The organism is Streptomyces sp. NPDC107521 (assembly GCF_055598485.1).
The window spans coordinates 105,590-117,561 of sequence record NZ_JBVKAT010000023.1 but is presented as its reverse complement, the minus strand read 5'-3'; the positions used below and the strand labels follow the sequence as shown (position 1 = coordinate 117,561).

Below are 11,972 nucleotides of genomic sequence, written 5' to 3'. Positions count from 1 at the left end.
TGGTACTGCAGGGGGGACCCTGTGGGAGAGTAGGACGCCGCCGAACAATTGTTGGGGAAAGCCCCGCACCTGATGGTGCGGGGCTTTTCCGCGTTTTAAGGGGATGAAGCGGCGGGCGCCCGCGTATTAGCGTGGCGGGCATGACCCCCACAGCCCCCGGCGACTACGAGATCCGCTCCCTCCGGCCCGCCGACTGGCCGGCCGTGAAGGAGCTGCGGCTGCGCGCGCTCCAGGACCCGGTCGCGCACCTCGCCTTCCTGGAGACCTACGAGACCGCCGCGGCCCTGCCGGACTCCTTCTGGCGGGAACGGGCCGTCAGCAGCGGTGAGACGGCCACCGGGGCCCGGCAGTTCGTCGCCGAGACCCCGGACGGGACCTGGGCCGGATCGCTCACGGTGCTGATGGAGAAGGCCGGGACGACCGACTGGGCGGGGCATCCCGTGGAGCGGCGGCAGGGCCACGTCGTCGGCGTGTTCGTACGGCCCGAGTGGCGCGGGAGCGGCCTCACCGGGGCGCTGTTCGACGCCGGACTGGAGTGGGCGCGGTCGCGGGGCGCCGAGCGGGTGCGGCTCATCGTGCACGAGGACAACCCGCGGGCCCGGCGCGCCTACCGCAAGGCCGGGTTCGCCCCCAGCGGCAGGGTCGTCCCCCTGGAGGGCAGGCCCGGGGAGTCCGAGCTGGAGTACGTGACTGACCACTGACCCGGCTGACCCGCCGGGACCCCTGCGGCCCGACGGCCGGCCCGGCGGATCTCCCGTACCGGGGCCCGGCCGCTGGAAGGGCCTTCCTACACCGGCAGTTCGTCGTGCGGCCAGCGGGAGCGGCCCTGCTCACGGGAGCGGAGCAGGGCGAGCGTCGGCAGCCCCAGGTCGGCCCCGCGGGCCAGCAGCTCGGGGAGCTGGGGGAGCGGGGCGACGGCGGCGACGTCGTCGAGGACCAGGGTGAGTGGTGGGTCGAGCCGACCGGAGGATGACCGTTCGGCCATGCGCCGGCCGTGCTCGACCACGCTGGAGGCGAGCGCCGTGAGCAGCGGCATGGCGCCCGGACTGGTACGCGGATCCTCGATGGACTCGCCCACCAGGTAGAGGCTTCCCTGTTCGCGCACAAAGGAATCCAAGGCGAGGGCATCACTTCGGTTCGGGGTGCACGCCTCGCGGACATTGACCGTCGAGAGGCAGGCCAGCGCCCGGGTGGTGAGCTGCTGGGCCATGTCCCGGCGGTCCGGATGACCGGTGAGGGCGGCCTCCAGCTCACCCGCCGCGCCGGGCGCGGCCCTGGGGCTGGTCCGCAGGACGCGGACGGCGTCCTGGAGCTGTCCGCCCTGGGCCCAGCGGTGCACATGGCGCACGGTGCGGCCGTCGACGGCGGCGGCGTGCAGATAGCTGCGCAGCAGCAGCTCGGCGGTCGCGGCCAGGGCCTCGTCGATCTTCGCGGTGGGGCGGACCGGGGCGAGCAGCGCGGCGGCCCGGGAGACGGCCGTCCCCTTGTCCTCGCAGCCGGCGATCGGCGACCAGTGGAGCCGCGCCGGGGTGTCGCAGACGTGGGACGGGTCGTAGAGCAGGACGGGGCCCAGCTTGGCGCGGGCGTCCTTCGTGGACTGCCAGAGCCCCGGGTTCGAGGTGACGACGAGGACGGCCCCCTCGGCCTCCTGGACGGCCCGTGCCGCTGCGGCCTCGCGGCTCGCCGGGGCGCCGTAGTGCACCGGGCCCGCGGGGACGGGCGCCACGGCTCCGGCACCCGCGGCCTCCACGGCACCCGCGGTCTCCGGAGCGGGCGCAAGGTGCGGCGCCGGTTCGCGGGGCGGGGCGGCCGCGGGCCCGGGGGCCGTACGGGGGGCGGGGACCTCTTCGGGGAAGGGCGCGGGGCGCTCCGGGGGCCGGGGGCGGTCCTGCGGTGGTGCCGCCGTCACCGGTGCGGGGAAGGACGCTTCCAGCCGGTGCCGTCGCCGTACCGCACGCCAGCGGGCCAGGGTCCCCATGACGAAGACGGCGAGGACCACCAGCACCATGAGCTGGCCGATGAACAGCCCCCAGAAGAGTCCGTACCCGGACAGCTCCGCGGGGGCGGTGCCCGGCCAGGCCCCGGGGATGTCGTGGGGCTCGGCGATGAGGTTCCGCATGGCCATGGGGGTGCCGGTGAAGGTGACGCCACCGGGCCAGGAGCCGTGGGCGAACAGCCCGCCCAGCCCCGTCGCCGTCCACACCAGCAGGGTCATGCCGAGGAGGAACGCCAGGAGGCCGATGAGCAGTCCGTCGGGGACACCGCCCTGGTGGCCCTGCTTCCGTTCGTCCGGTCCCATGCGTTTCCTCCCGCGCCGACGTCCGCCGCGGCGGCTAGGCGACCGTCGATTCGGAGGAGTCGCCCAGGCGGTGCTCCATGAAGGCCGCGGCCCGCTCCTCCGCCTCCAGCTCCGCGGCGCGCAGGGCGTCGTCGGCGAGGTCGCTGGAGGACTCGGTCATGGCGCGGTCGGTGAAGACCAGCGGCCGTTCCGTCTCGGTGACCAGGTGCTTGACGACCTGCACGTTGCCGTTGACGTCCCAGACCGCGATGCCCGGGGTCAGGGAGGGGATGATCTCCACCGCCCAGCGCGGCAGGCCCAGCACGCCGCCGGTGGCCCGGGCCTCGTCGGCCTTCTGGGCGTAGACGGTGCGGGTCGAGGCCATCTTGAGGATGGCCGCGGCCTCCTTGGCCGCCGCGCCGTCCACCACGTCGGAGAGGTGGTGGACGACGGCGACGAAGGACAGGCCGAGCCGTCGGCCGAACTTCAGCAGCCGCTGGAAGAGCTGGGCCACGAAGGGGCTGTTGATGATGTGCCAGGCCTCCTCGACCAGGAAGATGCGCTTCTTCCGGTCGGGGCGGAGCCAGGTGTGCTCCAGCCACACGCCCACGATCGCCATGAGGATGGGCATGGCGATGGAGTTGCGGTCGATGTGGGAGAGGTCGAAGACGATCAGCGGGGCGTCGAGGTCGATGCCGACGGTCGTCGGGCCGTCGAACATGCCGCGCAGGTCACCGTCGACGAGCCGGTCCAGGACCAGCGCCACGTCCAGGCCCCAGGCGCGGACGTCGTCCAGGGCGACGTTCATCGCCTCGGCCGACTCCGGCTCCGGGTGCCGGAGCTGCTCGACGATGTCGGTGAGGACCGGCTGGCGCTCGACGATGGACTCGTTGACGTAGGCGTGGGCGACCTTGAGCGCGAAGCCGGACCGCTCGTCCAGCCCGTGGCCCATCGCGACCTCGATGATGGTGCGCAGCAGGGCGAGCTGGCCGGTCGTGGTGATCGACGGGTCGAGCGGGTTGAGCCGGATGCCGTGGTCCAGGGCGGCCATCGGGTCCAGCCGGATCGGCGTTATGCCCAGTTCCTGGGCGATCAGGTTCCATTCGCCGGCGCCGTCCTCGCCCTGCGCGTCCAGGACGACGACCTGGCGGTCGCGGAAGCGCAGCTGGCGCAGGACGTAGGTCTTCTCCAGCGCCGACTTGCCGTTGCCCGACTCGCCCAGCACCAGCCAGTGCGGGGCGGGCAGCTGCTGGCCGTAGAGCTGGAAGGGGTCGTAGATGTAGCCCTTGCCGGAGTAGACCTCGCGGCCGATGATCACGCCGGAGTCGCCCAGGCCGGGGGCGGCGGTGGGCAGGTAGACGGCCTGGGCCTGCCCGGTGGAGGTGCGGACCGGCAGGCGGGTCGTCTCGACCTTCCCGAAGAGGAAGGACGTGAAGGCGTCGGTGAGGACGGACAGCGGATCCCGCATCAGGCTCAGCCCCTACCTTCGGATGCCGGTGGCGAACGGAAGCGTGTTCACGAAGGCGCGGTGGTGCTCGCGGTCGCACCACTCCAGCTTCAGGTACGACTTCCCGGCCGAGGCCCGGATGGTGCGCTTGTCGCGGGCCAGGGCCTCGGGGGTGCGGGAGGAGACGGTGATGTAGCCGACGAGGTTGACGCCGGCGGCGCCGCTGGCCAGGTCCTCGCCCCGCTGGTCCAGCCTGCTGTGCGCGGCCAGGTCGCGCGGGTCGACGGTGCGGTTCATCTTGGCGGCGCGGGAGGCCTCGGCCTCGTCGTTGGTCTTCTCCGTCAGCATCCGCTCGATGGCGACCTCGGTGGGTTCGAGGTCCATCGTCACGGCGACGGTGCGGATGACGTCCGGGGTGTGGACGAGGAGCGGGGCCAGGAAGTTCACGCCGACCGGGGTCATCGGCCACTCCTTGACCCAGGCGGTGGCGTGGCACCAGGGGGCGCGGGTGGCGGACTCGCGGGTCTTGGCCTGGAGGTAGGTGGGCTCCATGGCGTCCAGCTCGGCCGGCCAGGCGTTGCGCTTCGTCATCGCCTGGATGTGGTCGATGGGGTGGTCCGGGTCGTACATGGAGTGGACCAGAGAGGAGAGCCTGCCCTGTCCGAGGGGCTGGCGCACCCGGATGTCGGCCTCCTGGAGGCGCGAGCAGATGTCGGTCAGCTCGCGGGCCATGACGACGGCGAGTCCGGCGTCGCGGTCGACCTTGCGGCCGTGGTGCGGGCGGGCGGCGCGGGCCATGGTGTGGGCCTCGGCGGCCAGTTCCCGGGTGAAGTGCATGCAGGCGATCAGGTACGCGCGGTGCTGCTCGCTGCTGGTGGACACCATGGACTGGAGCTGGTCGTAGGAGGTGCGCAGCCAGGAGGGGGAGGTGTCGTCGCCGCGCTGGGCCACGTCCTTGGCGTGCGCGTCGGGGTCGGCCGGGAGGGTGCGGGCGAGCATCTGGATGCGGGTGACGAAGCCGTCCCCGTTGGCCACGTGCTTCAGCAGGGTGCCGAAGCGGTCGACCAGGGCCTCCTGGTCCTCGGAGTCGCGCAGGCCGACGCCGGGGCCCTCGATCTCGATGGCCGCGGTGACCGTCTTGCGGTCGGCGTGCAGCAGGACGGCGATCTCGTCGGGGCCGAAGGGGGCGGCCAGCCAGCTGATGCGGCCGATGCCGGGCGGCGGGCCGATCTCGACCTCGCGGCCGTCGACGCGGGTGCCGGCCTCGATGGCGGAGGAGCGGTAGGCGGTGCCCCGGCGCAGGGAGCGCTTGTAACTGCGGTTGATCTCGAACCACTTGTAGAACGTGCGGTGCCGGTAGGGCACGTAGACGGCGGCCAGGGCGAGCATGGGGAAGCCCGTGAGCAGCACGATGCGCAGGGACAGGACGGGGACGAGGAGACCGCACATCATGCCGAGGAACGCGCCCGCGACGATCAGCGCGATCTCGCCGGTCTCGCGGTTGCGGCCGACGATCGCGTTCGGCCGGGCGCGGCCGATGAGATACGTACGGCGGGGCGTGACCGGATGGGACATGTGGGACTCGGTCGTCAACGCCCGTCACCTCCTGTGCTGTTCGTGCCGCTGTTGCGGGTGGTGCGGTTGGTGCCGGTGTGCGGGGTGGCGAGGGGGCTGCCCGAGCGCGGTGCGGGGGCGGCGGAGGGGGTGCCGCCGCCGCTGGACGCGGGGCGCGAGCTGTGCGCGGCGACGCCGCCGGAGACGGGGTTGGCGGGGCGGGCGCCGGACTGGCCGCCGCCTCCGGAGCCGGAGTCGCCGTTGCTGCGGGTGCTGTGGGTGCGGATGCCCTGGGCGACGAGGTTGGCCGGGGAGCTGATGACGGCGGCGGCCTTGCCCTCGGCGCCCCGCATGATGCGGTTCTCGCGGGAGCCCGCGATCTCGTCGCCGAAGCCGGGGACGAAGCGGTAGATCATCGCCGAGGCGAAGATCGCGAGCAGGATGATCGCGAGTCCGGAGACGACGGCGGAGAAGGCGTCGGGGCCGTCGTCGGCGGACAGGGCGCCGGCCAGGCCCAGGACGATCACGATGACGGGCTTCACCAGGATGACGGCGATCATGACGCCGGCCCAGCGGCGGACGTGGCCCCAGAGGTTCTTGTCGACGAGCCCGGCGTAGACGACCGTGCCGAGCAGGGCGCCGACGTAGAGCAGGGCGGCGCGGATGACCAGCTCCAGCCAGAGGACGCCGGCGGCGAGGATGGAGACCAGGGAGACGACGATCAGCATGATCGGGCCGCCGCCGATGCCCTCGCCCTTCTTCAGGGCGCCGGAGAACGTGCCGAAGAAGGTGTCCGTCTGGTCGCCGGTGGCCTTGGCGAGGACGTCGGTGACGCCGTCGGCCGCGGAGACCACGGTGTACAGGATCAGGGGGGTGAAGGCGGACGCCAGCACGGTGAGCCAGAGGAACCCGATGGCCTCGGACAGGGCGGTGGACAGCGGTACGCCGCGGACGGCGCGCTTGGCCACGGCCAGCAGCCAGAGGAGGAGGGTGAGGATGGTCGACGCGGCGAAGACGACGGCGTACTGCTTGAGGAACTTGTCGTTCGTGAAGTCGACGTTCGCGGTCTCCTGGACGGCGGTGCTCAGCTTGCCGATCGTCCAGGCGGCGGCGTCGGCGCAGCCGCGGGCGAGGGAGGAGAGGGGGTCGAGGACGGAGGTGGGGTCGTTGAGGGTGCTGCGGCGGGAACCGCCACCGGACTGACCACGCTCGCAGTAGTCCTTGGCCGGGCCGCGGATGAGGTCGCAGGGGTCGCTGCTGTCCGTCGGCGTCGGCGTGGGTGAAGGTGCCGCCACAACACGCGTGGCGAACAGTGTTGCGCTGGTCTGAGCAGTGACAAGGGCAGCGGTAACGCCGAGGAAGCGGTGACTAGCGCGCATAGGTGAATCCTCCGAACTCCTCGACGGCCTTCGTCATGGCGTCAGCGGTGGAGGCCTTCTGATCGCGCCCGACCGGCACTGGCCCGTCCGTCTGCTGGAACTCGGTGACCTTCCAGTCGTTGTCCGTCCACTTCAACTGGTAGGTAGTGGTGAACCAACTCTCGGTCACTGGGTTGGTCGACTTTCCTCCGGACAAACCGAAGAGGGAGGTGTACCAGACCTCGACGGTGGTGCTGTCAGCGCTGGAGCTTGTGAGCTTGGTGCCGATGGGGATCACCCGGGAGACGAACGTCTGGCCCACCGGGGCGAGTCCGTTCTTGTCGAGCCCGATGCTCGTCAGAAGCTTCGGGTTCGAATAGGCGTCGTCGAAGTCGGCCCGGCGGGAGTTAGCGATCTCTGGTGTGTAGACGGCGGCGATGATCTCGTGACGCTTTGCTGCGTCGTACATATCCGCCGACCCGAGCACCACCGCATAGTTGGCCGCCGCGCTCTGGGCGCCCTGTTCTGTGCGGGCGTAGCCCGATGGGATTCCGGTGGTCCGGGAGTCCACCGGCCGGTTGCCCGTGGGGGCCGTCGCCGCGGTGTCGGGGGGAGCGTCCCGGCCCTTGGAGGACGGTGCGGAATCGTCTCCTCCGCGGTTCGCGAAGGCGATGGCGGCGATGAGGAGGACCACGACGCCGACGACGGTGACGAGGCTTCGGGAGGAGGTGCGGGCGGGGCCGCGGCGGGGTCCGGGGTGGCCGTCGCCGGGGCCGTCCGGGAGCCGGGTACGGGTCTGGCCGGTGCCGCCGTAGCCGCCGGAGGACTCGTGGTCGTCTCCGAGAGTCATGCCGCGTACGCCCCCTCGACGTCGTGCGGGAAAACCTCGTGCCCCATGCCGTAGAAGTATGACGGTAGCCGGGCCGGCTCCCGTACGCGTGCGATGTGGTGACTGGACATCAGGGAAACGCAACCTCAGCCGATGGGCGCGACGGGCGGGTGGGATGGAGGGGACGGGAGGCGCCCGGTGGGCCGGTGGAGCGCGGCCCGCCTACACGGCCATGCCGTACACGATGGTGAAGAGCGTGCCGAGCGAGCCGATGATGAACACGCCCGTCAGCCCGGCGATGATGAGGCCCTTGCCCTGCTCGGCGCTGAACGTGTCGCGAAGGGCGGTGGCGCCGATGCGCTGCTTGGCCGCGCCCCAGATGGCGATGCCCAGGCAGAGCAGGATGGCGACGGCCATGACCACCTCGATCATCACCTTGGCCTCGTTGCCCAGGCTGCCGAAGGGGCCCCAGTCCGGAGCGATCCCGCCGATGATGGTGTTGATGTCTCCCTTGTCGGCCGCAAAGAGCATGTAAGTCACCGCCCCTGTTGGGTAGTTCCGCACCCTCTGCGGACATGCAGAGGTCAGGCCTCATTGTCGCTGACAACGGCGCCGTCGCATGTCGACTTGGCGTCATTGATTGGCGGGTTTCGTATGAACAGCTTGCCACCGGCCCGCGCCGGCCTCGAAATGGGGGTGTGATCGGGTCGGCGGGAGACGTTTGGTCACTCTGTGTATCACGAAGGGTTACGGTGGGCAAAGGAGCCGGGGCGAAACCTGTCGGGTGATCGTGTCGTTGGATACGGGCGTGTTCCGGCCGCTTCCCGACGGCCGGTCGGCCCGCCGGGGCCGGCGGGGGCGCCCTGCCGCGGGGAGCGGGCCGGTTCGGGACCGCCGCGAGAGCCCGTGGTGACGCCCCGTCCGCCCGAGGGCGCCGCGCGGCGCCGTACACCCCGCCGGCGACCGGGGTGCCCCGAACTCACCCCCTGGGAGGAAGGCCGCCTATACACTGACGCCAGGCGCTCTGGGTCCGGATGCTGAGGGGCGGTTGACGGTGCGTAAGGCGTGGATCGCGGCCATCGTCGCCGTCAGTTCCGGACTCGGCTTCGTGATGCTGCTGGTCATCGGCGTCTATCTGGTCGCCGGCGGTTCGGCCGGCGGCGTCGCGGGCGGTGCCAGGACGCTGGCGAAGGGCGCGGTGCCGGCCGCCTACAAGGACCTGGTGCAGCGGTGGGGCAATCTCTGTCCCGCCATCAACCCGGCGCTGCTCGCCGCCCAGCTCTACCAGGAGAGCGGTTTCAACCCCAGGGCGCAGAGCCCGGCGGCGGCGCAGGGCATCGCGCAGTTCATCCCCGGCACCTGGGCCACCCACGGCATCGACGGGGACGGGGACGGGGACCGGGACGTCTGGGACCCCGCGGACGCCATCCCGTCGGCGGCGACGTACGACTGCACGCTGGCGTCGTACGTCAAGGACGTGCCCGGCGATCCGACCGAGAACATGCTGGCCTCCTACAACGCGGGCGCCTACGCGGTGATCCGCTACCAGGGGGTGCCGCCGTACGAGGAGACCAGGAACTACGTCCGGATCATCACGTCCCTGGAGGAGAGCTTCGCCGCGCCGCAGGGGCGGGTCGATCCCTCGCGGCAGGCCGCGGGGGCCATCGCGTACGCGCAGAAGAAGCTGGGGACGCCCTACCTGTGGGGCGGGACCGGTACGGCCGCGCAGGGCGGCCGGTTCGACTGCTCCGGGCTGACCCAGGCGGCGTACGAGAGCGTCGGGATCACACTGCCCCGGGTCGCCAACGACCAGTACAACGCGGGCCCGCATCCGGACCGGGACGAACTGCTCCCGGGCGACCTGGTGTTCTTCTCGGACGACCTCACCGACTCGCGGGCGATCCGGCACGTGGGGATCTACGTCGGCGGCGGGTACATGATCGACGCGCCCCGGACGGGGGCGGTGATCCGGTTCGACTCCATCGACACCCCCGACTACTTCGGTGCCACCCGGGTCACCGAGGATGGCGCGAAAGCGCTGCCCACCACCGTCTGACACTTACTGTGAAGCACTGCCCTGAGCTGCGGGGACAGTCTCTCTTCGGTAACGTCTGCGTGATCATCCGGTGGAGTGCGGAACGTATCCGCGGGGCCCGTGCGTTCCTGTTGACACGGAACGCCGCATCCACGGGGGTGGCGGAACAGGCGCGCGCGTCGCGCGCCGAGGGAACATGACGAAGGGGCCGCAGCGACATGGCTGGACTCGCCGAATCCGGGTCGAACCCCGATGTCGACCTGCTCTACGAGATCAACGGCCTGGCCAAGGACGCGCCGCACTGGTTCGACCGCGTCATGGAGTTCGTCGGCGAGTACGGGCTGCTGTTCGCGATCGTGCTCATGGTGCTGTGGTGCTGGTGGGGCGTGCGGCGCCGGGGCGGCGAGGACGCGGCGCCCTCCGTGGCCGCCCTGCTCTGGGCTCCGCTGGCCGCCGGTGTGGCGGTGCTGGTCAACGTGCCGATACGGGGCTTCGTGGAGCGCCCCCGGCCCTTCAACGACCACCAGGGCCTCGAAGTGCTGGTGGACGGCAAGGACGACTTCTCCTTCGTGAGCGATCACGCCACGCTCTGCATGGCGATGGCCGTCGCGCTGTTCGTGGCGCACCGGCGGTTCGGGATCGCCGCGATCGTGCTGGCGGTGTTCGGCGGCTTCATCCGCGTGTACATGGGCGTGCACTACCCGACCGACGTGGTCGGCGGCTTCGCCCTGGGCACCGCGGTGGCGCTGCTGCTGTCGCCGGTGGCGATGGCCCTGCTGACGCCGCTGACCCGGGCCGTCGAGCGATCGCCCCGGGTGGGGTGGCTGGTCAGCGCGCGGGGCCGGAACGGCGCGGCGGCCCGCGCGGTGATCCCCGGGGCCCGGCGTGAGCGCGGGGACGGGGAGTCCGACGAGCGGGACCTGGCGGCCTGAGCCCGGAGGGGCCGGGAAGGACCGCCCGGACCCGGCCACTCCGGTTCCGCGCGACGGGATCTGACGGCGCGGGACCCGTGACCGGAGCCGACGGCGCGGGAGCGGGCGGCCGGAGGATCCGGCGGTCCGGGACCTGACGGGGTGACGGGAGGCCGGACCGTACGGGTCCGTGGCCGGCGGTACTCGGTTCCGTGGCCGCGGAGGGCGCGCCCACCGGGAACCCGGGACGGGAGGCGGGACGGGACGGCGTCCGGTGGCACCGGTTCACCTGCCGTGGGACGGCCCTCTTCCAGCGGCCTTCGCGCGGCCCCCGCTCACGCGGGCGGGTGGTGCTCCGCGGCCACGACGGCGGCCTCGTGGGTGAGCGCGTCCGTGCGGGCCTGGCTGCGGGCCCGGCGGGCGGGGCCGCGCCAGCCGCAGAGGCAGCGGGCCAGGCAGAACCGGCCCTGTTCGATCGTCGCCGTACGGTGTTCCGTCGTGTCCGGGTCGGTGTCCGGACCGTCCTGCTGCGCCACGCCGTCCACGTTACCGGCGCCGCCCGCCGGTCGTTAACGGGATCGCAAGGATTCGGAAACGGGCGGGGTGACGGGGACGGATGACGGTGGTCCGGCGGGAGCGGCGGCGGCCGCGGAGATGGGGGCCGGGAAGGAGCCTGCTCGTCGCGGTCGGCCTGTGCCTGGTGGGCGGCGGGTGCTCCGCGGGGGCCGGTGCCGGGGACGACGCGGGCGGCGATCCCGTGGCCGTGCTGCGCGGGGCCGCCGACCGGCTCGTGGCCGCCGGCAGCTCCCGGGCGCGCACCGCGATGGAGATGGCCAGCGGCGGGACCCGGGTCACCATCCGGGGCGAGGGGGTCTACGACTTCCGGGAGCGGCGCGGGCGGCTGACGGTGCGGCTGCCGCAGGATCCCGCGGGCAGCAGCGGGCACCGTCCGATCACCGAGCTGCTCACGCCCGGCGCGCTGTTCATGAAGAACCGGGGCGCCGGTGTCCCCGAGGACAAGTGGGTGCGGGTCGACATCGCCTCGCTGGCCGACGGCAATCTGGTCACCGGCGGCGCGACCGACCCGTACGCCGCCGCGGAGGTGCTGCGCGGGACGCGGACGGCCCGGTACGTGGGGCGGGCCCGGGTGGCGGGGACGGAGGTGCGGCACTACCGGGGGACGGCCGATCTGGCCGACGCGGCACGGGGTGCCTCGGGTGGCAACCGGGACGGCCTGGCCGCGGCGGCGAAAGGGTTCGCCACCGCGGAGGTGCCGTTCGACGTGTACCTCGACGACCGGGGCCGCGTCCGCAAGCTCCGGCACCGGTTCAGCTTCGCCGGGCAGCAGCGGCAGGGCACCGTGGAGGTCGCCTCGACGACGCTGCTCCACGGTTTCGGCGTCGCCGCCGGGGTGGAGCTGCCCGGCGGCGCCGACATCTACGACGGCCGGATCGCGGAGGATCCGGGCGGCGGAGAAGCGCCGGATGGCCGGAAAGGGCCCCAGGACTAGCCCTTCCGTGCCATGCGCGTTCCGTGTGCCGCTCCCTACTCTAGGAAGTC

At 72.4% G+C, this 11,972-nt stretch carries 11 protein-coding genes; 4 read left to right on the top strand and 7 right to left on the bottom strand.

Features of this window, described 5'->3' with window-relative positions; all coding sequences use genetic code 11:
• Positions 1-140: 140 nt before the first annotated feature.
• A complete protein-coding gene (locus tag ACZ7LB_RS27540; protein WP_471471907.1) occupies positions 141-701 on the top strand; it encodes a GNAT family N-acetyltransferase in 561 nt (186 codons plus the stop codon).
• An 86-nt stretch (positions 702-787) separates the two neighbouring features.
• Here ACZ7LB_RS27540 and ACZ7LB_RS27535 read toward each other — a convergent pair whose 3' ends face one another.
• The 6 genes from ACZ7LB_RS27535 to ACZ7LB_RS27510 all read right to left on the bottom strand — a co-directional run bounded on the left by ACZ7LB_RS27535 (position 788) and on the right by ACZ7LB_RS27510 (position 7,997).
• The gene (locus ACZ7LB_RS27535; protein ID WP_471471906.1) at positions 788-2,299 is read right to left on the bottom strand and encodes a type VI secretion protein; all 1,512 of its coding nucleotides are present in this window, start codon (positions 2,297-2,299) and stop codon (positions 788-790) included.
• Positions 2,300-2,333: 34 nt separating this feature from the next.
• The gene (locus ACZ7LB_RS27530; RefSeq protein WP_471471905.1) at positions 2,334-3,746 is read right to left on the bottom strand and encodes an ATP-binding protein; all 1,413 of its coding nucleotides are present in this window, start codon (positions 3,744-3,746) and stop codon (positions 2,334-2,336) included.
• Between the two features lie 12 nt (positions 3,747-3,758).
• Entirely contained in the window at positions 3,759-5,300 is a 1,542-nt protein-coding gene (locus ACZ7LB_RS27525) for an SCO6880 family protein (RefSeq protein WP_471471916.1), read from the bottom strand.
• 14 nt (positions 5,301-5,314) lie between these two features.
• Positions 5,315-6,658 carry a hypothetical protein gene (locus tag ACZ7LB_RS27520; protein ID WP_471471904.1) on the bottom strand — a complete coding sequence of 448 codons (1,344 nt, stop codon included), beginning with the start codon at positions 6,656-6,658 and terminating at the stop codon, positions 5,315-5,317.
• Positions 6,648-7,487: a hypothetical protein gene (locus tag ACZ7LB_RS27515; protein ID WP_471471903.1), complete on the bottom strand. Its 840-nt coding sequence runs from the start codon at positions 7,485-7,487 to the stop codon at positions 6,648-6,650. The genes ACZ7LB_RS27520 and ACZ7LB_RS27515 overlap by 11 nt, the downstream gene beginning before the upstream one ends.
• Positions 7,488-7,688: 201 nt before the next feature.
• Positions 7,689-7,997, bottom strand: a complete 309-nt coding sequence (locus tag ACZ7LB_RS27510) for a hypothetical protein (protein WP_003991275.1) — start codon at positions 7,995-7,997, stop codon at positions 7,689-7,691.
• A 580-nt stretch (positions 7,998-8,577) separates the two neighbouring features.
• Between ACZ7LB_RS27510 and ACZ7LB_RS27505 the strand changes: the two genes are divergently transcribed.
• Complete coding sequence (locus tag ACZ7LB_RS27505) at positions 8,578-9,522, top strand: C40 family peptidase (RefSeq protein ID WP_471471915.1); 945 nt, start codon at positions 8,578-8,580, stop codon at positions 9,520-9,522.
• Between the two features lie 197 nt (positions 9,523-9,719).
• Positions 9,720-10,433 carry a phosphatase PAP2 family protein gene (locus tag ACZ7LB_RS27500; protein ID WP_471471902.1) on the top strand — a complete coding sequence of 238 codons (714 nt, stop codon included), beginning with the start codon at positions 9,720-9,722 and terminating at the stop codon, positions 10,431-10,433.
• 314 nt (positions 10,434-10,747) lie between these two features.
• Here ACZ7LB_RS27500 and ACZ7LB_RS27495 read toward each other — a convergent pair whose 3' ends face one another.
• A complete protein-coding gene (locus ACZ7LB_RS27495; protein ID WP_471471901.1) occupies positions 10,748-10,948 on the bottom strand; it encodes a hypothetical protein in 201 nt (66 codons plus the stop codon).
• An 80-nt stretch (positions 10,949-11,028) separates the two neighbouring features.
• On the opposite strand from ACZ7LB_RS27495, the gene ACZ7LB_RS27490 reads away from it, so the two are divergent.
• A complete protein-coding gene (locus ACZ7LB_RS27490; RefSeq protein ID WP_471471900.1) occupies positions 11,029-11,922 on the top strand; it encodes an SCO4651 family lipoprotein in 894 nt (297 codons plus the stop codon).
• Positions 11,923-11,972 lie beyond the last annotated feature (50 nt).

What these genes read in the sequence shown, in the direction of transcription:
- ACZ7LB_RS27540 (WP_471471907.1), top strand. Translation starts at nt 141, where the DNA reads ATGACCCCCACAGCCCCCGGCGACTACGAGATCCGCTCCCTCCGGCCC.
- ACZ7LB_RS27535 (WP_471471906.1), bottom strand. Translation starts at nt 2,299, where the DNA reads ATGGGACCGGACGAACGGAAGCAGGGCCACCAGGGCGGTGTCCCCGAC.
- ACZ7LB_RS27530 (WP_471471905.1), bottom strand. Translation starts at nt 3,746, where the DNA reads ATGCGGGATCCGCTGTCCGTCCTCACCGACGCCTTCACGTCCTTCCTC.
- ACZ7LB_RS27525 (WP_471471916.1), bottom strand. Translation starts at nt 5,300, where the DNA reads ATGTCCCATCCGGTCACGCCCCGCCGTACGTATCTCATCGGCCGCGCC.
- ACZ7LB_RS27520 (WP_471471904.1), bottom strand. Translation starts at nt 6,658, where the DNA reads ATGCGCGCTAGTCACCGCTTCCTCGGCGTTACCGCTGCCCTTGTCACT.
- ACZ7LB_RS27515 (WP_471471903.1), bottom strand. Translation starts at nt 7,487, where the DNA reads ATGACTCTCGGAGACGACCACGAGTCCTCCGGCGGCTACGGCGGCACC.
- ACZ7LB_RS27510 (WP_003991275.1), bottom strand. Translation starts at nt 7,997, where the DNA reads ATGCTCTTTGCGGCCGACAAGGGAGACATCAACACCATCATCGGCGGG.
- ACZ7LB_RS27505 (WP_471471915.1), top strand. Translation starts at nt 8,578, where the DNA reads ATGCTGCTGGTCATCGGCGTCTATCTGGTCGCCGGCGGTTCGGCCGGC.
- ACZ7LB_RS27500 (WP_471471902.1), top strand. Translation starts at nt 9,720, where the DNA reads ATGGCTGGACTCGCCGAATCCGGGTCGAACCCCGATGTCGACCTGCTC.
- ACZ7LB_RS27490 (WP_471471900.1), top strand. Translation starts at nt 11,029, where the DNA reads ATGACGGTGGTCCGGCGGGAGCGGCGGCGGCCGCGGAGATGGGGGCCG.